Below are 23715 nucleotides of genomic sequence, written 5' to 3' on the forward strand. Positions count from 1 at the left end.
AAATAAATATCGCATCAGCCGTTCTTTCTCTTCATGTCATGGTGATGAAAGAGTATAAAAATAGCAAGAAAGAACGTACAGGTGTAAAAATAATCATATCATATCACTTCATTTAATCTTAGTTAGAATATAAAAAATAGAATTGTTGAAATATTTTTTACTATTCATTGTTGTAAAAAATCTGAAAAATGATATAATCGTAAAAAGATTTAAGAAGTGTATATTGTATACAATATACAAAATTCGTACATATCGAAGAAACAGAGCCTACTCCTGCAGAGAAAAGACTGTAGAGAATATGTAAAAAAACCAAGTTTTTGGATGGGTTTACTATAAAAGGAGGTACATAATGGGTGAGAATACAACATCTATGAATCAGTTACAAAGAAAAATGAAAAGCCGTCATTTATTTATGATTTCCCTTGGCGGTGTTATCGGTACGGGGCTGTTTCTTAATTCAGGCTACACAATTAATGCAGCAGGTCCTGGGGGAACACTCCTTGCTTATTTAATCGGTGGATTAATTATGTATTTAGTCATGATATGTCTAGGGGAACTAAGCGTAGCAATGCCTGTGTCGGGATCATTTCAAGTATACGCTACGAAGTTTATCGGGCCGGGAACTGGTTTTGCGGTTGGCTGGCTCTACTGGCTGACGTGGGTGGTATCTGTCGGTTCGGAGTTTACAGCGTCTGGATTGCTTATGCAAAGATGGTTTCCTGACGTTTCGGTTTGGATATGGAGCGCGCTGTTTGCTCTTTTATTATTTGGTTTAAATGCAACATCTGTACGTTTTTTCGGCGAAACAGAATTTTGGTTTTCAAGTATTAAAGTATTAACGATTATTGTATTTATTATTTTAGGCGCAGCAGCGATGTTTGGATTCATTCCTCTTAGCGGTCATGAAAAAGCGCCGATGCTTTCTCATTTTACAGGAGAGGGCGGTTTATTTCCAAATGGACTTATGCCTGTATTAATTACGATGGTTTCTGTTAGCTTTGCTTTTTCGGGAACAGAATTAATTGGTATTACGGCGGGGGAAACAGAGGATCCGGAAAAGAACATACCTCGCGCAATTAAAAATATCATTTGGCGTACGTTCTTCTTTTTTATTGGCGCCATGTTTGTACTATCTGGGTTGATTTCATGGAAACAAGCAGGAGTGTTAGAAAGTCCTTTTGTGACGGTATTCGATCAAATAGGTATTCCTTACGCAGCAGATATCATGAACTTGGTTATTTTAACAGCTTTATTATCGAACGCTAATGCAGGATTATACGCATGTTCAAGAATGCTATGGTCATTATCTGATCAAAAAATGGTCAGCACTTGGTTAGGGAAAGTAACGTCTAAAGGAGTTCCATTTAATTCGTTGCTTATCAGCATGGGAGTGGCATGTCTGTCCTTGCTGTCAAGCGTAGTTGCACCAACAACTGTTTACTTAGTATTAGTTTCTATTTCTGGATTTGCGGTTGTAGCTGTATGGATGGCTATTGCGGCTTCTCACTTTATGTTCAGAAGACGTTATATTAAAGAAGGGAATGATGTATCGAAGCTTGTTTACAAAGCTCCTTTATATCCTATTGTACCTATTTTAGCGTTTGTTTTATGCTTTGCTGCTTGTGTCGGACTGGCTTTTGATGAGAGTCAGCGTATCGCATTATACTGCGGTATCCCATTTGTCCTTTTTTGTTATCTGTTTTATTATTTGAAAAATAAAAAAGGAAATAGAAAAAACGAAAGTCAGCCTATAGCAAAATAAAAGGCAGAAGACCTAGGTCTTCTGCCTTTTTTTGCATACAAAAACACCCTATCCATCCGTACTGGTTAAGTGTCCCGCAACAAGCGAAATTGAATTGGATAGGGTGCGTATCTATATAGTAGAGAAAGAGGAGCCATTTGTCAAACTTATTTAGCCGCGACTTATTTAAAAATAGAAGTAAGCAAGGTTTTCACTGTTTTTTCATTTTCACTATGTATAGTAAGGAATGTAAAGAAAAGATATTCGCAGCAGCACGTCGTACAGATCCGTAGAACGCGAAAGAAAGGAGGAGGTCAAATGGCTAAGCGGGATGCGTATTTTGATAACGTAAAGTTTATCTTAATTGTATTAGTAGTGTTTGGCCATTTGTTAACTCCCTTCATCAATGATGGACAGTGGCTACGAACGCTCTACATATTTATTTACACCTTTCATATGCCAGCGTTTATTTTAATAAGCGGCTATTTTGCAAAGGGATACCGAAAAAAGGGATACATGTGGAAGATGACGAAGAAAGTATTACTTCCTTATATTATTTTTCAACTTATCTATGCGGTATACGACTATAAACTGTATGATGAATCCACATTCGAAGTTTCAGTGTTTCAGCCAGCTTGGTCGTTATGGTTTTTGTTGAGTTTATTTTGTTGGAACGCCATGTTGTTCATTTTTACAAAAATCAAATATCCTTTAGCCGTTGCGGCAGTTTTAGGAATTATGATTGGCTTATGTGAACCGCTGGAAACAACGTTGAGCCTTTCTAGAACCTTTGTGTTCTTTCCCTTCTTCTTAGCAGGATTTTATATGAAAAAAGAACATTTTAAAAAGTTGACGTCTGTTTCTTGTAAAAAAGTAGCTGGAGGCACTTTGCTGATTATTGCTCTATGGATCCAGTATATAGCACCGGACTTTGAGAAAGAGTGGTTATTTGGTTCAAAATCTTATGCCTCTTTAGGTGTAAATCAATTAGAGGGAATGACCATTCGTACGCTATTTTATAGCATCAGCTTAGCAATGACGATTTCCTTTCTAGCTTTGGTCCCTACACAAACGATGTCCTTTACATCTCGAGGTGCTCAAACCTTTTATGTATATGTGCTACATGGGTTTCTGATTAAATATATCCGCCTATCTTCTTTTGGAGACTGGATAGAAAGTGTACAAGGATACAGTATTCTTCTAATTGGAGCTTGTGGAGTGGCGTGGTTGTTGTCGAGTAAATACGTATCTACTATTGCAAGACCTTTAATTGAGCTTAAACCGTTACCAAGGCGCAAAAGTTTAAGTTTAGGTAAGTAATGAGAAATGGAAAAGGAGTTTAACGATGTCTAAAAACAAAATAATTATGATTATTGCAGCCGTTGTGGTTATTGCTGCAGTAGCTATCGGTGCCGTAGCAATGAATAAATCAAAGGTGGTTGCTACCGTTGGTGATGAAAAAATCACAAAAGATCAGCTGTACAATGCTCTTCTTGCTCAAGGAGGATCAAGTGTCCTTGATTCACTGATTGAACAAAAAGTCATTTCAAAAGAAGCAGCTAAACAAAATGTTAAAGTAACCGATAAAGAAATTAATGCTGAATTAGAAAACCTTAAAAGTCAGTACGGGGGAGAAGATGCATTAAATCAAGCATTAGCATCTAGCGGTGTAAAATTGTCAGAGCTGAAAAAAGATTTAAAGACGAATATTGAGGCGAAAAAAATGGTCGAGTCGACTATTAATATTAAAGATAGTGAAATGAAATCGTACTTTGATCAAAATAAAGATTCACTAGCTACAGAAGCACAGGTGAAAGCTAGCCACATCTTAGTAGCAGACGAAAAGACAGCGAAAGAAGTAAAGGCTAAGCTTGATAAAGGAGAAGATTTTGCGAAGCTAGCAAAAGAATATTCAACAGATACAGCTTCTAAATCAGATGGCGGAAACCTTGGATACTTCAAAAAAGGTGATATGGTCGAAGCTTTTGCCAACAAAGCATTTTCAATGAAGGTAAATGAAGTAAGTGATCCTGTTAAAACAGAATACGGTTATCACATTATTAAAGTAACAGGCAAAAAAGAAGCGCAAAAAGCAACATATGAAAATAGCAAAGCAAAAATCAAGCAAACGCTGCTTGATCAAAAATACCAAACAGAGTATCCAACGTGGTTACAAAAGCTAAAGAAAAAGTATGATATTACAAACAAACTTGATTCATAAATAATACCTTAACGAAATGAGGGGATGGATATGAAACAAACAGCGTCTTATAGTAAGTTAGAAAAAATCGTCGAGCAATTGAAGCACAGAGGTGTACGAGCTGAAATATGCCGGCGTGTTGTAAAGGTCACAGAAACTGTTAATGGATCAAATCCTTCATATTCAAATCAAATCGTTAGGCATTCATAAAGAGTACAAAAAACTAAACTGCTGGACAGCAGTTTGCGCCCGTGCTGAGTATAGCTAAGAGAATTTAAAATGAAAAGAGATCAGTAGAGGCAGCTTGTTTCTGCTGATTCTTTTTGTATAATAAAGTAAACAAAAGGATGCAGCGACATGTATCAAAGGAAGGAGTTACACGGAATGAATGTACTGCTAGCAGAAGATGATTTGCAGCTAGGTGAATTAGTTAGTTATATGCTAAAGAAAAAAGGAGGTTATAACGTCGAATGGGTGACGGAAGGGAATGATGCATATGATTATGCATCTGAAGCGCATTATGACGTGCTAATTCTTGACTGGATGATGCCCAATGGAGACGGAATCGATGTATGTAAACGTTTAAGAAAAGAAGGATACGCCGGCGCTATTCTTATGTTAACAGCAAAAGATGCGGTTCAAGATCGTATACAAGGCTTAGATGCGGGAGCGGATGATTACGTTATTAAGCCATTTGAAATTGACGAGCTGCTTGCAAGGCTTCGTGCTTTGTCTCGTCGTAATTATGCACCGATTTTAGAAGAAGAAGTAGAGATTGCCAGCATGATATTAAAAAGAGCAAGTCAAACTGTACAGTTTGACGAAGAGTTTATTCAATTAAGTCCACGTGAATTTCAACTCCTAGATTTTTTAGTGAAAAACAAAGGACAAGTTCTTTCTCGAGATATTATTTTAGACCGGGTATGGGGATATGAATCAGATGTTTCCATTAAAACGATTGATGCGACGGTTAAACTTTTGCGGAAAAAACTAGAGAAATTTAACAAACAGGATCTTATTCAAAGCATTCGCGGAGTAGGCTACAAAATTGAAAGCTAAACTCCTTACAAGAGCTAAACAGAAAGTAAAACAAAAAGTAAAGCAAGATTTATTCAGCCAGACGCAAAATCGTTTAACATTCCGATATAGCGCATTACTAATGCTGTTTCTGCTATTATTCGTGTTTATTGTTTATGCATTGGTATATGTGGTTGTATCCAACAGTCAGCAGCAAAACTTAAATAGCATGCTAAAGCAAGAGTCCCGAATTGTCCAAAGCATCTTAATTAAACAAGCGATAAACAGCTCGAATCAACAGTCAAAAGAAGAGTACAAAAACATTGTCGTAGCCGGTGAAGATCAGTTTTTTTATTATGTCATCAGTCCTGAAGGGGACCTTATTATGGGAAACGAAGCGAGCGAGCGGCTTCGCTCTAACTTATTAGATTTAATTGATGGGTGGATCCCTATCGAAAATGAAGTGAGGAAAGAACGAATAAAAGCCCCGCGTCCTAGTTTCGAACACATTGAAGGAGTAAAAGGGCAAAACGGGGAAGGCAAAATAGATATTGATTTGATGATGGCGGGTGAACCTATTTTTTATAAAGGTCAATTTTTAGGGATGCTTTATATTGGAAAAGACGTTTCATTTCTTTATCAGCTGTTAAAGTGGCTCCTTATTATTATGTTAAGCCTTACCGTACTGTTTGTAGGAGTAGCCATTTATATCAGCCGCTTAATGTCAAAACGGGCTATGGTTCCAATTGAAACAGCTTTCCAAAAGCAAAAAGAGTTTGTGGCGGATGCATCTCATGAGTTAAGAACGCCGCTTAGCGTTATGCTTTCTTCTATCAATGCTTTAGAAATGCAGGAGGAAGTAACAGAAGATCCTTTTTCTAAAAAATTAATCAATAATATGAAAGCTGAAGTGAAGCGCATGACGAGTCTCGTCAGTGATTTGCTTACGCTTGCACGCTCAGACTCTAATAAAGTAGAAAAAGCAATGATGCCCTTTGATATTACAGATGCGGTGCAAAAGGTAATGGAATCCGTGGAAACCCTAGCGATTTCTAAACATATTGATTTGCAGCTGGATACGCCGGAAAAATTAGTAGTAACAGGAGATCAAGAGCGTCTAACTCAGCTGATTTACATTTTGTTAGATAATGCGATTAAATATACGACTCCTCATGGAAATGTAAACATTCAAGTAGTTCAGCATGGGAGTGAATGTATATTAAAAGTACGTGATACAGGGGTTGGGATTCATCCCGACGAAAAGGATCGAATCTTTGACCGCTTTTATCGTGCTGACAAATCGCGATCTCGTCAAATGGGAGGTCATGGGCTTGGCCTAGCAATTGCTAAATGGATCGTAGAAACACATAAAGGGAAAATTGACGTAGAAAGTGAACAAGAAAAAGGAAGTACATTTACAGTAAGCTTGCCAATGTCACAAAAAGTGAAAAAGAGTTAAAAGAGGCTGTGACAAAATTATTTGAAGGAAGATCCGAACAAGTTTGATTCTTCATGGGGAATCAAACTCGTTCGGATTTTTTTATGGTTAGGGTGAACGTAGGTTTTAGGTATGTAGTTGCTTCTAGCTGTTGATTGGTAGGCAAGGCGAAGACTCCTGCGGGAAAAGCGAAATAGGAGGGGAGAGCGGGCAGAAACGAAAGGCTTGCACGGGAATCAACAGCAGTGTCACAAGCGATCTATACTTGTCCCTTTATCCAATTTGTTCGTCCATTCATTTATTTATGTCTCAATCTCTTTTTAGTTAGTGAAAGTGACCAAATAAAAAAGAAAAGGTTAGACAAAAAGGCGAGTGTAAAAATCAGATAATTCAGTTATATTTACTAGCGTAATAACCAGTCTATGTGTCAGGTTTCTTTACAAGGATAAAGACTTTTTGAAGGAAACAATGCATGATAGAACAATAGCAGACTGCTTCGTTTAATAAGAAGACGGAGTAGTTAAATAAAGGGGAGTTTGATAACATGTACGATTTAATTATTAGGGATGGTTCGGTCGTATTAGAAGACGAAATAGTAAAAGCGGATATAGGGATTAAAAAAGGAAAGATTGCAGAAATAGCGCAAGGTGTTAGCACACCAGCAAAAAAATGCGTAGATGCTAAAGGCAAATATGTTCTGCCTGGAATGATTGATATTCACGTGCATTTTGATGAACCGAGCCGAGACCATTGGGAAGGGTTTGACTACGGTTCAGCATCTATGGCTGCGGGAGGCTGCACTACATATTTTGATATGCCTTTAAACGGCGTTCCTCCTACCGTAACAGAAGCAGCGCTGTGGGAAAAGAAAAAACTGGCTGATCAAAAGTCAGTAGTAGATTATGGTCTATGGGGAGGGTTGGTTCCTGGTAATAAAGAAGAATTAGGCAAAATGGCTCATTCGGGTGTAATAGGTTTTAAAGCATTTATGTCAGAAGCCGGTTCTGAATTTGATTTCTCAGATGACCTCACATTATACGAAGGAATGAAAGAGATTGCAAAACTAAATAAAGTGCTTGCCCTGCATGCTGAAAGAAATGACTTAATACAAAAGCTTGAACAGGCGAAACAGAAGCAAAAGCAAACTGCTATTAAAGATTATTTAGAAACACGACCGGTTGTAGCAGAAGTAAACGCAGTAAAGCAAGCGCTTGAGTACGGTGAAGAAACGGGATGTCCGCTTCACTTTGTACACATTAGCAGCTCTGAAGCAGTGCAGCTTATTACGGAAGCAAAGAAGAATGGAATGAACGTTACGCTGGAAACATGTCCGCATTATTTACTTTTTACAGAGGAAGACTTTGAAGAAATTGGCGTAACCGCTAAGTGTGCACCTCCTCTTCGCAGCAGAAGTCAAAAAGAAAAATTATGGGCTTGTATTCAATCGGAGGAAATAGATATGATTTCTTCTGATCATTCTCCTTGCCCGATTGAGTTAAAAACCGCTCATCAGAATGATTTATTTAAAGTGTGGGGTGGAATATCAGGCGGTCAGTACTCTTTGCAAGCAATGATTAGCGAGGGAGCCATCGCTAGAGGGATTTCTCTTTCTTGCATTTCAAAGCTTGTATCAACCAATCCAGCTAAACGATTCGGTTTATACCCTAAAAAAGGAAGCATCTTGCTCGGATCTGATGCGGATTTGGTTATCGTTGATCTGGATCAAACTGAAAAAGTGACAAAAGAAGGAATGGTTTTCAAACATAAGCACAGTATATATGAAGGAACGGTATTTAATAGCGTCATTTTAACTACCATTAATAGAGGAACGATTGTATACAATAAAGAAGAAGGTGTGTTTCCTCTTCACAAAGGACAAATGGTAAACGGTGAATACGTAAAATTGTAGGTACAGTGAAAAAAGAGGTAAAAAATAAACCTTTTATCTCTTTTTTTACATAAAAAAATGAGGATGACTTATATTAAAGGTAATACATAGAAGAAAAATGAGTATCTACTATAACAAAAGAGATATTTTTAAAGAGGGTTTTATTATTTTGAAAAAGTATATTTTTGGTTGAGGAAAGTATAATGAAAAAATAATAAAGCCTCTTTTTTAATATAAAGAAAAAATTCCTAAAAAGAAAAATATTATCTGGTTGTATGAAAAGTAGATAATCAGATGCTTTATAATCAAGGGTTTTGTATAAAAAAATTTTCAAAAAGATATTTTAAGAAAAGAAATCTTGATTTAAAGCTTTTTATAGGTGCAATTTTATAATAGAAAACCGTATATTATGCACTCATTGTAAAATTCTGATATTGACAGAATCATTTTATAAGAATAAAATTTTCTTGTTTCTATTTTTTTATATCATCATAATTTTTTGACAGTTTTGTCTATGGTGGTTTACGGTTGAAAGAGAGGTTAAGGAATATGTCGGTAGAGAGAGAAAAAGTGTATGAAACAGTTCCTCAAAAAGGATTCTTCGGACATCCTAAAGGTTTATTTACCTTGTTCTTTACAGAATTCTGGGAGCGTTTTTCATACTATGGAATGCGTGCGCTACTTGTATTGTACATGTACGATACAATTGCAAACGGTGGATTAGGAATGGAACAAGGAACCGCTTTAGCGATCTTTTCTATTTATGGTTCTCTTGTTTATATGTCTGGAATTATTGGCGGTTGGATTGCAGACCGCATTTTAGGTACGTCTAATACGGTGTTTTACGGCGGTATATTTATTATGCTGGGACATCTAGTGCTTGCGTTGCCAGCAGGTGTAACAGCGCTGTTTATTTCAATGTTCTTGATTATCATCGGAACAGGTTTATTAAAACCAAACGTTTCGAGCGTTGTGGGCGATATGTATAGCCCGACTGATAACCGTCGAGATGCTGGATTTAGTATCTTCTATATGGGTGTAAATGCAGGTGCATTTATCGCACCTCTAGTTGTTTCAACAGTAGGGGAAAAATACAATTACCACTTAGGTTTTGGAATCGCAGCAGTAGGAATGCTTTTAGGTCTAATTGTATTTATGGCTACACGAGGCAAAAACCTAGGTCGTGCAGGCAGACAAGTTCCAAACCCTTTAAAACCAGAAGAACGCAAAAAAGTTTTTGGTACCATTGCACTCGTTGTAGTTGTACTGGCAATCTTTATTGTACTGACTTCTTTAGCGGGTATTTTAACTGTTGAAGGTGTTATTTTATTTGTAAGTATTTTAGCGATAGTTATTCCTATTATTTACTTTGTTGTTATGTATAAGAGCCCTAAGACAACAGCTGATGAGCGTTCACGCGTATTAGCGTACATTCCTCTTTTTATCTCTGGAGTAATGTTCTGGGCGATTCAAGAGCAGGGGTCAACAATTTTAGCAACGTATGCAAAAGATCATACGCAGCTAACGTATGGTGGTTTTAAAATTCCAGTTGGTTGGTTCCAATCTTTAAATCCGCTATTCATTATTATATTTGCGCCAGTTTTTGCAGCGATTTGGGTAAAATTAGGAAACAGACAGCCTTCTACACCAAAGAAGTTTTCATTAGGACTTTTATTTGCAGGGCTTTCTTTCCTTGTCATGGTTATCCCGGCTAGCATTCATGGAAATGAAACGTTAGCGAGCCCGCTATGGCTAGTGCTAAGCTTCTTCTTAGTTGTAGTTGGAGAGCTTTGTTTATCACCAGTAGGGCTATCAACGACAACAAAACTAGCACCTGCAGCGTTTTCTGCTCAGACAATGAGTTTATGGTTCCTAACAAGCGCAGCGGCGCAGGCAATCAATGCTCAGCTTGTTCAATATTATGAAAACATTTCGCAAGTTGTTTATTTTGCTGCATTGGGCGGAGTGTCGGTCATTTTAGGTGTAATTGTACTAATGATTTCGCCAAAAATTCAGCGTTTAATGAAAGGTGTTCAATAAAAAAAACCGTCCTCAAGGGCGGTTTTTTTATGATTTATTTGAAAAAATATTCATGAAGGAGGCGTATGTCTGATCGTCTTCACCTTCGTAAAATGCAAGATTTAAAAGTCTGTTTAGTTCGTTTGTTGATTTTTCAGTTTCTGCAATAATTTGATGCATATGAGCAATCTTAGACATGGATCCGTTGCCATGCGCATTTTTGATTTGATTTAATGTTAAATGAAGTGATAAGACCTCTCGGCGAAGAGCTTGTCTTAATTCAGAGGAAGCCGGAATAAAAAAGCGTTTATAAAAATAACTCGCTTCTTCAAACACCAATTCTCCATTTTCTAGCTCTTTAGCCGCAATTTCTTTAATTTCTTGATCGTCTAATCGACTGGACGCCTCTTCGATAAGAAATCCAAAAATAATAGCTGTATCTGGTTTTAGCATGCAATAACCTCCATTATTATAAAAAAGAACTATGTAGTTTATATGTATAGAGAGAAGAGAAAGAATATTCATAGTAATTTACTAATCAGCATAGACAAAAAAATAAAAATTATTCTTTTAAAGGTAAACTGAAATTATTTTTAAAAAAATTTTTTATAATTAAACATTTTTTCCATATTAAAGAACTGTTTTAACTCTCAAAAAGAAATACCCATTGTAAATAAGGTTCTTAATACCTATATAAAAAGAAAATTAACAAAAGATATTAAATTCGGAAATTTCCACCTCTTTATAACTAAAAAATTGCTCTACTAAAATAGTTGACAGCAGAAATAGATAGGCATAAAATATACTATTGTCAAATGAATTAGCATGCTATTCATAAAAAGTTAACGGACATTTGAATAATATGTAATATCCATATAAGATGTTAATTACTTAAATCTAACCAACTTGTATGCTTGTCATACAAGTCTACAGAAAGGAAGATAGTCGTATGCGCAACGTATTTTTTGCAGATAATGAAACAATCGAAACGACTTTACGCGGGAAAGAAATTTTAGGAGCTCCAATGTTAAACAAAGGGGTAGCTTTTACAAAAGAAGAGCGCAAAACGTTAGGATTAGAAGGTTTACTTCCTCCAATGACTTTAACTTTAGATGAGCAAGCAAAACGTGCATATGAGCAATTTTTAGCTCAGCCAGATAACCTTGGTAAGAATGTATATTTAAACGATTTACAAAACCGTAATGCTGTATTATTTTATCGTTTATTGCAAGATCACTTAAAAGAAATGCTTCCTGTTGTTTATACACCAACAGTTGGACAAGCAATCCAAGAGTACAGCCACGAATATCGCCGTCCGGGTGGCGTATACTTATCAATCGATAATGTAGAGGGCATTGAAGAAGCTCTTAAAAATATCGATGCAAATAGTGAAGACATTGATTTAATGGTTATTACAGATTCAGAAAGTATTTTAGGAATTGGCGACTGGGGCGTTGGCGGTATTAATATTGCTATCGGTAAATTAGCGGTATATACAGCTGCAGCAGGAATCGATCCAAGCAGAGTGCTTCCAGTTGTTCTTGATGTAGGAACAAACAACGAAAAATTATTAAATGATCCTTTATATATCGGAAACCGTCATGAACGTATCCGCGGTGAACGCTATGATCATTTCGTAGATCAATTCATTTCAAAATCTCTTGAAATATTCCCTAATGCACTGTTACACTGGGAAGATTTCGGTAATGTAAATGCTCGTAACATTATTAACAAGTACGGAAAAGAAATTTTAACGTTTAATGATGATATCCAAGGAACAGGTGCTGTAACGCTTGCCGCTATTTTCTCAGCAGTTCAAGTGTCTAAAATGCCACTTCGTGACCACCGAGTTTTAATCTTTGGACCGGGTACAGCAGGTATCGGTATTGCCGATCAAGTTCGTGACGCAATGGTATTAGATGGTATTACAGAAGAAGAAGCATATAAAAACTTCTGGGCAGTTGATTTCCGAGGCCTTTTAACAGATGACATGGATGACTTATTAGGTTTCCAAACGCCTTATGCACGAAAAGCAGAAGAAGTGAAGGACTGGAACCGTGAAGAAGACAAAATTTCTCTTTTAGAAGTTGTCAGACAAGTTAAGCCAACAATCTTAATTGGTACGTCTGGTGTAGCAGGCGCATTCTCAGAAGAAATCGTAAAAGAAATGGCGAAGCATGTAGAACGCCCAGCTATTTTACCAATGTCAAATCCAACTCCGCTTGCGGAAGCTACTCCTGAAAACCTATTAAATTGGACAGAAGGAAAAGCGCTTGTAGCGACTGGAAGTCCGTTTGAACCAGTTAACTACGATGGTGTGGAATATGAAATTGGTCAATCTAATAATGCTTTTGTTTTCCCTGGTCTTGGTCTTGGATCAATCGTGGTAAAAGCAGAAGTTATTACAGACAGCATGTTTGCAGCATGTGCACACGCTGTAGCTCAAATGGTAGACAGCAGCAAGACGGGTGCTTCATTACTACCACGCGTAGAAGAATTACGTGAAGTATCATATAACGTTGCTTTAGCGGTTGCTAACGCAGCAATTAAAGATGGCGTTGCAAAAGAAGTTCCAACAGATGTTAAAGCGGCAGTAAAAGCAGCAATGTGGGAACCAACATACAAAGAAATTAAAGCTTTAGAAACAGTAAATGCTTAATTTTTAGATAGAAAAAGCACAGCTTCTGAAAAAAGAAGATGTGCTTTTTTTAGTTACAAAAAGAATTCTTAAGTTACATAACGTATATAGTTTTTAAAAACTTGTGTATGATTCTCTATATTAGAAGCACAGGGGGTTATGACATGAATACAGCACGTAAATTGGAAACGTTTACTCAAGATTCACAGCCTGAAAATAAAGGATTTTGGAAGCGCATCAACAATATTAAAGTAGGAGTTATTCCTCTACCGCTATATGTGTTACTTGCCTTAATTGTATACGGTGCGGCCGTTTACAACGAGCTTCCTCCAGATATGATTGGCGGATTTGCAATCATTATGGTAATGGGAATGCTGCTTGGTGATTTAGGGTTAAAAATTCCGATTTTAAAAGATATTGGCGGACCAGCTATCTTATCACTGCTTGTACCTTCCGTATTAGTTTTTTATAATGTTTTAAATCCTGCATCTATGGAAGCGGTAACAACTTTGATGAAAACATCAAACTTTTTATATCTTTATATTTCTTGTTTAGTAGCCGGAAGTATTCTTGGTATGAACCGCAAAGTTTTAATTCAAGGCTTTACACGTATGTTCGTACCGCTTGTATTAGGTACGTTAGCCGCTGTAGCTGCAGGCGTAGCTGTTGGGATGTTATTTGGTTACGGAGCAAAACATACATTTTTCTATATTGTTGTACCAATTATTGGAGGAGGGATTGGTGAAGGTATTTTACCGCTTTCACTTGCTTATTCTCAAATTTTAGGTAGTTCAGCAGAATCTTTTGTGTCGCAAATGATTCCAGCTGCTGTTATCGGAAACATCGTTGCTATCGTATGTGCTGGCTTAATGAAACGTCTAGGAGAGAAAAAGCCAGAATTAACAGGTAATGGAGTTCTTGTGAAGACAAAAGGCGGAGATGGCATCTCAGAAGATACAAATATCAAGAAACCAGTAGATTTTTCGTTAATGGGCGCGGGTCTTTTAATTGCATGTAGTTTCTTTATTTTCGGAGGCTTAGCACATAAGTTTTTAGGAATTCCAGGTCCAGTTTTAATGATCGTAGCGGCAACGCTAGTCAAATGTTTACAAGTAATGCCTGCTAAGATGGAGCAAGGTGCTTACCATATGTACAAATTCATTTCTACGAGCTTAACATGGCCGTTAATGGTGGGGCTAGGGATTTTGTATATTCCTCTTGAAGATGTAGTGAAAATTGTTACACCAGGTTATGTAGTCGTATGTGCTGCAGTTGTTATTGCTATGGTAGCAACAGGTTATTTTGTAGGTAAAATGATGAAAATGCACCCTGTAGATGCTGCTATTGTAACAGGTTGTCACAGCGGTTTAGGAGGTACGGGAGACGTAGCGATTTTATCAGCTTCCAACCGTATGTCACTTATGCCATTTGCTCAAGTAGCAACAAGACTTGGAGGCGCTTCTACTGTTATTTTAGCTACGCTTCTTATGAAACTTTTAGGAGTATAAAATCAAAACGAAAAAAGCAGCTCAGTTCGTACGAGCTGCTTTTTTGTCTTATGAAACGCTAACAGGTTTTAAGATAAATTCTTCCACAACTTTTGCCACACCGTCGTTCATGTTTGTATCTGTTACATGGTTGGCTTTTTCTTTAATATCTTCAGGAGCATTTCCCATTGCTACGCCAAGTCCTGCAAATTCAATCATGGCAAGATCATTATAACTGTCGCCAATGGCAATCACTTCATCGCGTGTAATGCCAAGCTGTTGAATTAATAAGTGAAGACTTGTCCCTTTTGTGACGCCTTCTTCTGTAAATTCAAGGAAGTATGGTTTAGATCGCATTACGCTTAGCTCTCCTTGAAGCTGCTTTTGAAGTTTCTTTTCAACATGAACCAGCATTTCCGGTTCTGCAAGCATGAGTACTTTTACAACAGGCTCTGTAACGGCATCAGTAAAAGATGAAACAACAAGGATCGGCAGACCTGTAATGTCACTTTCAATATCCGTAAATTTATTTTCTACTTCAGTTATAATTTCATCTCCAACGTACGTATGAATTAAAACGCCTTCTTCGCGGCTAATATCGTCGAGACGTGCAACGGTTCTCGGAGATAATGTGCTGCTAAATAGCTCTTCATTTGTTAGGCAATTAATGATTTTTGCCCCATTAAACGATAAAATAAAGCTTCCGTACTTTTCTAACTCCAGTTCCTTGGCGATGTGAACCATTCCGTAAGTTGGTCGTCCAGAAGCAAGTACAACTTTCACTCCCGATTCTTGCGCCTTCATTAATGCTTCTTTTGTGCGGGGAGAAATAGTGTGATCATCGCATAATAGTGTATCATCCAAATCTAAAACAATCATTTTGTAAGGCATATTTTTAAATTCCCTTCTTCTACTAGACTCATATCTTCATATGGTACTATAAAAAAACGTTTGATTCAATTTAATGATTTTTTGAAAAAATGAGAGGCATGCGTATACTTTGTTTGAACTCCTCGGAAGTAGATAAAATAATGAAAAACACGAACTGATAATCGATAATTCTGATTATTAGTTCGTGTTTTATTTCTGCTAAAATACTTTTGTCTCAGCTTCTGGATTAGTAAGCAGCTAGAGTGTGATTAGTTCTCTGCACATCTCCTTCATTGAATGCTTCTTTTAAGAGCGTGTAAGATCGCTTTTTTAGTTCAAAATCTTGAATGGCAGTAAGAATAATGAATTCATCAATAGAAAATTTCTGTTTCAAAGCTTGAAGCTTTTGACGAACGGTTTCTTTTGTACCGTATATAATGTTTGCTTCTTTTTCTTCAATTCGATAGCTTTCTTTGGACTGCTGACCAAATTCTTCAGCTTTTTCTTTGGAGCCTAATGTAGCGGACTTCCCATTTTGTAAGTATACTTTAAATATTTTTGTGCTGGATGCTAATGTTTTTGCTTCTTCTACGGTATCCGCTACGATGACGGAAAGGGCAATGACAAGCGAGCGTGCGCGAGATGCAACGTGCTGATTATAGACAGAAATCGCTTCTTCTAGCACTTTTTGATCACCATTAATGAATTGAGCAAATACATAAGGAAGGTTTAATGAACCCGCAAGCTCTGCGCTTGAAGCACTTGCTCCCAGTAGAAACATATCTGCTGATTTTTCCGGCCTTGGATAGGCTTTTAAACCGTAAAGAGGGTGATCTTCCGGCAGCGTATCGTTTAGGTATTGTTTAAGTTCTATCAGTTTGTCTGTTAAGGACTTAGTGGGCTGAGAGTTTTGTTGCAAGGCTTGAGTAGAATGAGGTAGTCCTCCTGGTGCTCTACCGATTCCAAGATCGATGCGATTTGGAGATAATGAGGCTAAAACATTAAAATTTTCTGCTACTTTATAAGGGCTGTAGTGCTGAAGCATAACACCGCCTGAGCCGATACGGATATGATGCGTTTTAGCGAGCAGGTGAGAAATTAACACTTCAGGTGATGTTCCTACAACATGTTCAGAGTCATGATGCTCCGCTACCCAAAAGCGGTGGTAGCCAAGTTCTTCTGCTAGCTGAGCTAATTGTATAGTATGCTGAAATGCATCTTCAGCACGCTCACCTTCATAACGTGGGCTTTGATCTAAAATACTTAATTTCACTGAAAACACTCCTTAAAGTTGATAAAAAAGGTAAGAATAATTGGGGTTAATTTTAGCAAAGGATTTTCCAGATGAAAAGAGTTTTTTTAAAGAAAAAAATTTTTTGAAAAATAAGTTGACTTTGCTATTTTGAGGCTATATAGTTGAATCATCAAACAGAAAAGCCGATAAAACAACTTGGATAAATAAGAATTAAGTGAGTATGTTTCAAAGACACTTCACTTCATTCTCCGGTTTTATCAAAAAAACAGTTAAAGCTGATTGGTCTACCAAAGGCTCCTGAGGAAACTCCAGGAGCCTTTTTGCTATAAAAAGGAGGGGAAGAAAGTGAGCGATGTATGTATTTTATATAACGGAAGCTCTCATAATTATCAACAAATAGCCTTAGTGAAAGATGAGCTAGAAGCTTGCTTAACCTCAAAAGGAGTGCATGCAGAAACTATTTTGTATCATGATGTACACGCTTTGAAGCAGGAAGCACAGAAAGAAGTAAAGGGATTTATTTCAAAAGTGAACCAAGCTAAAAGTATTGTCGTTCTGTTATCTAGAGTAAACGAAACATACGTACAGTCTTTTGAAAAGCTAACAAAAATATTGCCAGAAGATTTATTGCATAAAAAAATACTTCTGCCAATTTTTATTGGTGAAAATGTGAACTCTTTACTAAAAGCTAAGTATGATTTAAAACTTTTAGCGTCTTTTTTAGGTATGCCTTATTGGCTCAGCAGTCTTTTTCTGCTGCATGAATACGTCTCTTTTACAGGCATCAACAATGCGAATGCCAAAAGTCGTTTAAAGGAAGCTGTGGATGAGCTGATTTATAAAGCTGATCTATCTCTTCAAACATTTATAAAATGAGGTGAAGAAAATGAGTGAATTATTTCGGTTAGCAACCGTAGAAGATGCTGAAGAACTGTTGAGTTTAACACTTCGAGCATACGAGCCGATTCGAGAGCTAGGAATTAAGTTTCCAGCCGCAACGGCAACGATTGAACTTGTAAAAGAAAACATTCAAAACAGCCGTTGCTACGTGCTGGAAAGTGATAAAAAAATCGTAGCTACGATTACAGCAAGAACGTATAAAGAAATAACGAACTGGCCTTTTTTATGGTGGTTTGCGGTAGATCCTTTGGTTAAAAAGAAAGGAGTAGGTTCTAAACTCTTAACATGGGTTGAAGAAACAATTATTCGGGATCAATTGGGGGAACCTGCCGTTACATTGGCTACTTCTGATCGACATCCGTGGTTGATTCCTATGTATGAAAGGAAAGGGTATGAACGTTTTTTTGAAGTCGATCAAGGAGAAGAAGGAAAAGGCGTATTCTTAAGGAAGATCTTACACCCCGAAAGATATGAGTTAGAAAAACACAAGGAGTTACAAAAAGCTAATTAATCATTTAAAAGAAAAGAGGAAAAACCATGTCAGTAAAAATTTTATTATGGAATCGAAAAGGTTGTCATCATTGCGAGGAACTAAAAGCATATTTTCATGAGAAAGGATATCAATATGAAAGTATCGATGTAGAAGGAAAAGATTATTTGCGGGATTTACTTGAAATTAAATACGGTATTCGCCATGTACCGGTCGTTGAAATTGGAGACGAGGGGCAGTTTAAAGGAGTAATTGAAAAAGATTATGAACAAATAGAAAAATTGATTGAAGACTATTCACCAATCGTTAAATAGCTGGAACATCTATTTTATTCATTCATTAAAACAACAAATTATTTTGAGACATAGTGAGGGACAAAACACATGAAAAAACTACAGCTGACAGCTATCTTTTTATCACTTCTTTTATTACTAGCCGCTTGCGGAACACCAAATAAAGAAACAGCGGCTAACGCAAGCAAAGACAAAGTACAAAAAATTATTGTAGGAACGGGTACGCAATTTCCGAACATTTGCTTTCTTGACAATAAAGGAAATCTAACAGGGTATGACGTAGAGCTTGTTAAAGAAATAGACAAACGCCTTCCAAACTATAAGTTCGAATTTAAGACAATGGATTTTTCTAATTTACTTTTGAGCTTAGAATCGAACAAAATTGATTTAGTAGCCCATCAGATGGAAGTGAATGAAGAGAGAAAACAAAAGTTCCTTTTTAATAAAGAACCTTATAATATCTTTCCGCTGCATGTAGTTGTAAACGAAAAAAATACGTCTATTAAATCAATTAAAGATTTGAGCGGTAAAAAGGTAATTGTAGGAGCAACGAGTAATTCTGCTAACTTAATCGATAAGTATAACAAAGAACATGGAAATAAAATTAATATCGTCTATTCAGGCCAAGGATCTGATGATACAAAAACGCAGCTGAAAACAGGGCGTGCGGATGCCACGATTAGTACGCCGTTTGCAGTTGACTTTGTCAATAAACAAGCGGACGCAGAGCAAAAAGTTGTAGGGCCTGCTATTTCAAATTCAAAAGTATATTTTATGCTTCGCAAAAATGAAACAGGTTTACAAAAAGACGTTGATAAAGCGTTAAAAGAAATAAAAGAAGACGGAACATTGACAAAATTAAGTAAAAAATGGCTGGGAGAAGATTATACAAAAGCAGCTGGAAATAACTAAAGCACTTACTAGCACTTACTGTGACCCAAGCCTTGAACTTGGGTCCTTTCGCTACCTGCAGAGGGAAACAAAGGAGAGAAAAAGATGGGAAAAGCATTTGATATAGAGCTGATTTTCACCTCTATTCCTCAATTATTATCTTATTTGCATATTACAATTTGGATTTTAATTGCTTCACTTGTGATTGGCAGTACCTTGGGATTGTTTATTGCCCTGCCTCGTATTTATAAAGTACCGGTGTTAAGCCAAATAGCAGCAGTTTATATTTCTTTTATGAGGGGAACGCCTATTTTAATTCAATTATTTTTAGTTTTTTACGGGATACCTGCCCTTTTACAATTGATTCATATTGACGTTTCAAGAATGGCTCCGCTTGTATTTGTTATTATCACGTATTCACTGAGCACGGCGGCGTCTTTTTCTGAAATGATGCGAGGTGCCATTAATAGTGTGGATAAAGGGCAAACTGAAGCAGCTTATAGTATAGGAATGACGGGAAAACAAACGTTCACTCGAATTGTGCTGCCGCAAGCTCTCGTTGTAGCCTTTCCTAACTTTGGAAATCTTGTGATTGGGTCCTTAAAAGATACGTCTTTAGCCTTTACCATTGGTGTGATGGATATGATGGGAAGAGGAGATACCATTATCGCTGCAACGGCTCATGCAGTGGAGGTATATATCGCACTTGCCATTATTTATTATTTGGTGGCGATTATATTAGAGAAATTTTTTGTGAAATCAGAACAGAAGCTGCAAAAACATGATCAGCCTGTTCATGTATAAAACGAGCTTACTAAAAGAGGTGTAAACATGATTATTGACGTACCGTTTATATGGACAGCATTTGTAGAAATTTTAAAGGCATTACCTTTAACGCTCCTTATTACCATCGGTCCGTTACTAGGCGGGTTGCTTATTGGTATTGCTGTTGCGGCTGTGAGAATCAACTCAGTAAAAATAATAACGCCAATTGCCAACGTATACGTATCATTTTTCCGAGGAACGCCTGCTATTCTTCATATTATGGTTATTTACCTAGGGTTCCCGCTATTTATTAATAAACTATCGAGTTACTATGGATGGAGCTTCAATGCAAACAGCATTCCTATTGTCGTATTTGTATTAATCGCTTTGTCTTTTACAGCGGGAGCTTATATGTCAGAGATTATTCGCTCTGGTTTGTTAGCTGTAGAAAAAGGACAAATTGAGGCTGCGTATGCCATTGGGATGAATCGCTTTCAATCAATGAAACGAATTGTTTTTCCGCAGGCGTTTGCTTTGTCTTTACCGAATTTATGTAATATCTTCATCGGCTTTTTGCATACGTCTTCTATCGCATTCATCGTATCGCAAAAAGAGCTAAACGGTGCTGCTAATATCGTAGCTTCGAACAATCTCAAGTTTTTAGAAGCCTATATTGCTGCTGCTCTTATTTATTGGATGCTGACGATGTTAATAGAAGGGATAACAGCGCTGCTTGAACGAAAATTAACGGTTTATAATCGAGGAGGAGTTGTATGATTGCATTAACAAATATCAAAAAAACATTTGGTCATAATACAGTATTGGACGGTATTGATTTACTTGTTAAAAAAGGCGACGTTGTGACCATTTTAGGACCGAGTGGTTCTGGAAAGACTACGTTTTTACGCTGCATTAATTTCTTAGAAAAAGCAGATGAAGGAGAAGTTTCGATTGATCAATTTACGGTTCAGTGCCAAAAGCCAAACCGCAAAGACATTTTAACTCTTCGACAAAAAACAACGATGGTTTTTCAGCAATACAATTTGTTCAAACACAAAACCGTTATTGAAAATATTATGGAAGGGCTAGTTATTGTTCAAAAGCTGCCAAAGGAAGAAGCGAAACAACGCAGTTTAGACGTCCTTGAAAAAGTTGGGCTTGCTGAAAAAGCAAATGCTTATCCAAGTCAGTTATCAGGAGGTCAACAGCAGCGAGTGGGCATTGCTAGAGCGCTTGCTTTAAATCCTGAAGTCATTTTATTTGATGAGCCGACGTCTGCTTTGGACCCTGAACTGGTGGGTGAAGTACTGTCTGTTATTCGTAAAATTGCTGAAGAAGGAATTACAATGATCATTGTTACGCACGAAATGAGTTTTGCCCGTGAAGTTTCTAATCATGTGGTATTTATGGACGGAGGAAAGATTGTGGAACAAGGTTATCCTGAAGACATATTTTCAAATCCAAAAGAAGAACGAACAAAGCAATTTTTCAAGCGTATTAACCCAACGCATTCGCCTTACTCTTATATTTATGAAAAAACAATCTAATATTTTAACTAAAAACCAACTTGACTCATAGGAATAATAAGTATATGATAAGATCATCAAATTAAACAAACCGACTAGATCACTAGAGGTTCTTTGCACAATATGTGACATTGTGCAAAGAACCTTTTATTTTTTACTAGACTTAAGGGAAGAAGGGTGAACGTAGTGAATAGAGGAGCATTAAAAGCTAAAACAAGCAAAAAACTTATTATAAAAGGCCAGGTTGTACCTGGAAGGCAGCAAGGAAGACACTTAGGGTTTCCAACAGCTAATATAGATACTCAGCATGAGGAATTAAAAAATGGCGTGTATGGTGTCCTCGTTCATCTGCGGGGACTTGAACATATAGGAGTTATGAATGTAGGGGTTAAGCCGACATTTGGATCGGAACTATCTAAAACATTTGAGGTTCATATTCTGGATTTTAACGACGTTATTTATGGAGAGACAGTTCAATGCGACGTGATCTTTCGGGTGCGAGGAGAGAAAAAATTTCCTTCTATTGAATTTTTAAAGCATCAAATTAAAGCTGATACGCTACAAGCAAAGCAAAGATTTCAACATATGGGCTATGTATCTAGTGAACATACAGCTTCCAAGCTAGGGCAAGCGCGGTATTTAAATCTGCCTGATCTCCAGTTTTTTAATTGGTGCCACAGTCAATTCAGAGTCAATAAAGGGATTTACAATACAATTGATCAATGGTTTTATGACGAAGGAATTGAAAATATTCACCCTAGAAGAGTTCACGTTATCGCTTTTTTGCAATTTGCACAAGAAGGAAATGGAAGAAAGACAGAAAAAGAAGGAGTCCTTCGCTTTGGAGCAGGTGGTTTAACCAATCAATTACGAGAATTTATGAATGGGTATGAAAAAGGAGAATGGTAATATGACAGTAAAAAGACAATTAAAGCTAGGGGCTATTATTCATGGAGTTGGAGGAAATATGGGGGCGTGGAGACACCCTGAAATTTTGTCAGATGCCAGCGTTAATTTCGGTTTTTACAAGCAGCAGGCTCAAAAAGCGGAAGAAGGAAAATTTGATTTATTATTCATTGCCGATGGGTTATATATCAATGAAAAATCGCTTCCGCATTTTTTGAATCGTTTTGAACCTCTTACTATTCTATCAGCACTTGCTTCTGTCACTTCTCATATTGGTTTAGTCGGCACTCTATCGACTTCGTATAGCGAGCCGTTTACGGTGGCTAGACAATTCGCTTCACTTGATCATATTAGCAGCGGCCGAGCGGGATGGAATGTTGTCACGTCTCCATTAGAAGGATCTGCGCTTAACTATGGAAAAGAGCACCCCACTCATGACAAACGCTATAGAATAGCTGAAGAGTTTCTAGAAGTAACAAAGGGATTATGGGATTCTTGGGAAGATGATGCATTTATTCGAAATAAAGAAACCGGACAATTTTTTGAGGAGAAAAAGCTGCACCGGTTGCATCACAAAGGCGAATTTTTCTCTGTAGAAGGTCCGTTAAACATTGGGCGCTCAGCTCAGGGGCAGCCCGTAGTGTTTCAAGCAGGCTCTTCTGAAAGCGGAAAAGATTTAGCAGCAAAAACGGCTGACGCAGTGTTTACGGGACAAGACAATTTAGAAGAAGCAAAAGCTTTTTACCAAGATGTAAAATCGAGAGCCGCAGCGCAAGGACGCAATGAAAACGAACTTCTAATTTTTCCGGGAATTGGTCCTATAATTGGTATTACAAACGAAGAAGCCGAAAGAAAATATGAAGAACTTTCTCAATTGGTGACAATTGAACATGCGCTAAACTACTTAGGACGCTTTTTCGATCATTTTGATTTTTCACAGTTTCCATTAGATGATGCATTTCCTGACTTAGGAGATATAGGAAGTAATAGTTTCCGCAGTACAACTGACAAAATTAAAGAAAACGCCAAAAAATATAAGTGGACACTGCGAGAAGCAGCGCTGCGAATTGCTACACCTAAAACACAATTTATTGGGACGCCAGAGCATATCGCTAATTTGATGGAACAGTGGTTTGAAGAAAAAGGAGCTGACGGCTTTATTATTCATTCAAGCGTTCCGCATGGCTTAGATGACTTTGTTGAACACGTTGTACCGATACTGCAAGAAAGAGGCTTGTATCGTACAGAATACGAAGGGAATACGTTAAGAAGTAACTTGCAGTTGAATGTTCCTAAAAATCGCTACACACAGGTGAAAGTTAATTGAAGTGGATTCAAAGAGACTCGAAGGAGTCTCTTTTTTAATATTTTTAATATTAAAAATATGATAA

Annotated in this window: 21 protein-coding genes; 18 read left to right on the forward strand and 3 right to left on the reverse strand. The window is 37.1% G+C overall.

What is annotated here, in order from left to right:
• Positions 1 to 349: 349 nt before the first annotated feature.
• The 7 genes from LJC66_RS10315 to LJC66_RS10345 all read left to right on the forward strand — a co-directional run bounded on the left by LJC66_RS10315 (position 350) and on the right by LJC66_RS10345 (position 10324).
• On the forward strand, positions 350 to 1762 hold the full coding sequence (locus LJC66_RS10315; protein WP_025752074.1) for an amino acid permease: 1413 nt from the start codon (positions 350 to 352) through the stop codon (positions 1760 to 1762).
• 297 nt (positions 1763 to 2059) lie between these two features.
• Positions 2060 to 3061, forward strand: a complete 1002-nt coding sequence (locus LJC66_RS10320) for an acyltransferase family protein (RefSeq protein ID WP_230932488.1) — start codon at positions 2060 to 2062, stop codon at positions 3059 to 3061.
• Positions 3062 to 3086: 25 nt separating this feature from the next.
• Positions 3087 to 3962, forward strand: coding sequence for a peptidylprolyl isomerase (locus LJC66_RS10325; protein WP_230932489.1), 876 nt, complete (start codon positions 3087 to 3089; stop codon positions 3960 to 3962).
• Positions 3963 to 4325: 363 nt separating this feature from the next.
• A complete protein-coding gene (locus tag LJC66_RS10330) occupies positions 4326 to 5000 on the forward strand; it encodes a response regulator transcription factor (RefSeq protein ID WP_013056756.1) in 675 nt (224 codons plus the stop codon).
• On the forward strand, positions 4990 to 6417 hold the full coding sequence (locus LJC66_RS10335; RefSeq protein ID WP_195694299.1) for a sensor histidine kinase: 1428 nt from the start codon (positions 4990 to 4992) through the stop codon (positions 6415 to 6417). Before LJC66_RS10330 ends, LJC66_RS10335 begins: the two co-directional genes overlap by 11 nt.
• A gap of 523 nt (positions 6418 to 6940) precedes the next feature.
• On the forward strand, positions 6941 to 8305 hold the full coding sequence (locus LJC66_RS10340; RefSeq protein WP_230932490.1) for an allantoinase: 1365 nt from the start codon (positions 6941 to 6943) through the stop codon (positions 8303 to 8305).
• Between the two features lie 528 nt (positions 8306 to 8833).
• Complete coding sequence (locus LJC66_RS10345) at positions 8834 to 10324, forward strand: peptide MFS transporter (protein WP_028408754.1); 1491 nt, start codon at positions 8834 to 8836, stop codon at positions 10322 to 10324.
• Between the two features lie 27 nt (positions 10325 to 10351).
• On the opposite strand, the gene LJC66_RS10350 is transcribed toward LJC66_RS10345, so the two are convergent.
• The gene (locus LJC66_RS10350; protein WP_028408753.1) at positions 10352 to 10756 is read right to left on the reverse strand and encodes a hypothetical protein; all 405 of its coding nucleotides are present in this window, start codon (positions 10754 to 10756) and stop codon (positions 10352 to 10354) included.
• Between the two features lie 496 nt (positions 10757 to 11252).
• On the opposite strand from LJC66_RS10350, the gene LJC66_RS10355 reads away from it, so the two are divergent.
• Together LJC66_RS10355 and LJC66_RS10360 are read left to right on the forward strand one after the other, a co-directional pair.
• The gene (locus LJC66_RS10355; RefSeq protein WP_230932491.1) at positions 11253 to 12962 is read left to right on the forward strand and encodes an NAD-dependent malic enzyme; all 1710 of its coding nucleotides are present in this window, start codon (positions 11253 to 11255) and stop codon (positions 12960 to 12962) included.
• A gap of 143 nt (positions 12963 to 13105) precedes the next feature.
• Complete coding sequence (locus tag LJC66_RS10360; RefSeq protein WP_230932492.1) at positions 13106 to 14449, forward strand: 2-hydroxycarboxylate transporter family protein; 1344 nt, start codon at positions 13106 to 13108, stop codon at positions 14447 to 14449.
• 48 nt (positions 14450 to 14497) lie between these two features.
• On the opposite strand, the gene LJC66_RS10365 is transcribed toward LJC66_RS10360, so the two are convergent.
• Together LJC66_RS10365 and LJC66_RS10370 are read right to left on the reverse strand one after the other, a co-directional pair.
• On the reverse strand, positions 14498 to 15319 hold the full coding sequence (locus LJC66_RS10365) for a Cof-type HAD-IIB family hydrolase (protein WP_230932493.1): 822 nt from the start codon (positions 15317 to 15319) through the stop codon (positions 14498 to 14500).
• A gap of 226 nt (positions 15320 to 15545) precedes the next feature.
• Positions 15546 to 16571, reverse strand: coding sequence for an LLM class flavin-dependent oxidoreductase (locus LJC66_RS10370; RefSeq protein WP_230932494.1), 1026 nt, complete (start codon positions 16569 to 16571; stop codon positions 15546 to 15548).
• Between the two features lie 327 nt (positions 16572 to 16898).
• On the opposite strand from LJC66_RS10370, the gene LJC66_RS10375 reads away from it, so the two are divergent.
• From LJC66_RS10375 to LJC66_RS10415, 9 genes are all read left to right on the forward strand, one after another.
• Positions 16899 to 17429 carry a hypothetical protein gene (locus LJC66_RS10375; protein WP_230932495.1) on the forward strand — a complete coding sequence of 177 codons (531 nt, stop codon included), beginning with the start codon at positions 16899 to 16901 and terminating at the stop codon, positions 17427 to 17429.
• Between the two features lie 10 nt (positions 17430 to 17439).
• Entirely contained in the window at positions 17440 to 17964 is a 525-nt protein-coding gene (locus LJC66_RS10380; RefSeq protein WP_230932496.1) for a GNAT family N-acetyltransferase, read from the forward strand.
• Positions 17965 to 17990: 26 nt separating this feature from the next.
• Complete coding sequence (locus LJC66_RS10385; RefSeq protein ID WP_230932497.1) at positions 17991 to 18257, forward strand: glutaredoxin family protein; 267 nt, start codon at positions 17991 to 17993, stop codon at positions 18255 to 18257.
• Positions 18258 to 18326: 69 nt separating this feature from the next.
• Positions 18327 to 19148, forward strand: a complete 822-nt coding sequence (locus tag LJC66_RS10390) for an amino acid ABC transporter substrate-binding protein (RefSeq protein WP_028408747.1) — start codon at positions 18327 to 18329, stop codon at positions 19146 to 19148.
• A gap of 84 nt (positions 19149 to 19232) precedes the next feature.
• Positions 19233 to 19931 carry an amino acid ABC transporter permease gene (locus tag LJC66_RS10395; protein WP_028408746.1) on the forward strand — a complete coding sequence of 233 codons (699 nt, stop codon included), beginning with the start codon at positions 19233 to 19235 and terminating at the stop codon, positions 19929 to 19931.
• A 27-nt stretch (positions 19932 to 19958) separates the two neighbouring features.
• Complete coding sequence (locus LJC66_RS10400) at positions 19959 to 20669, forward strand: amino acid ABC transporter permease (protein ID WP_028408745.1); 711 nt, start codon at positions 19959 to 19961, stop codon at positions 20667 to 20669.
• Positions 20666 to 21439 (forward strand): amino acid ABC transporter ATP-binding protein, encoded by a 774-nt coding sequence (locus LJC66_RS10405; RefSeq protein ID WP_230932498.1) that lies wholly within the window; start codon positions 20666 to 20668, stop codon positions 21437 to 21439. Before LJC66_RS10400 ends, LJC66_RS10405 begins: the two co-directional genes overlap by 4 nt.
• A 165-nt stretch (positions 21440 to 21604) precedes the next feature.
• On the forward strand, positions 21605 to 22327 hold the full coding sequence (locus LJC66_RS10410) for a riboflavin kinase (protein WP_034275907.1): 723 nt from the start codon (positions 21605 to 21607) through the stop codon (positions 22325 to 22327).
• Between the two features lies 1 nt (position 22328).
• Positions 22329 to 23651, forward strand: coding sequence for an LLM class flavin-dependent oxidoreductase (locus tag LJC66_RS10415; protein ID WP_230932499.1), 1323 nt, complete (start codon positions 22329 to 22331; stop codon positions 23649 to 23651).
• Positions 23652 to 23715: the final 64 nt, after the last annotated feature.

It is taken from the genome of Priestia sp. TSO9, from assembly GCF_021029645.1.
In the GTDB taxonomy this organism is placed as follows: domain Bacteria; phylum Bacillota; class Bacilli; order Bacillales; family Bacillaceae_H; genus Priestia; species Priestia megaterium_E.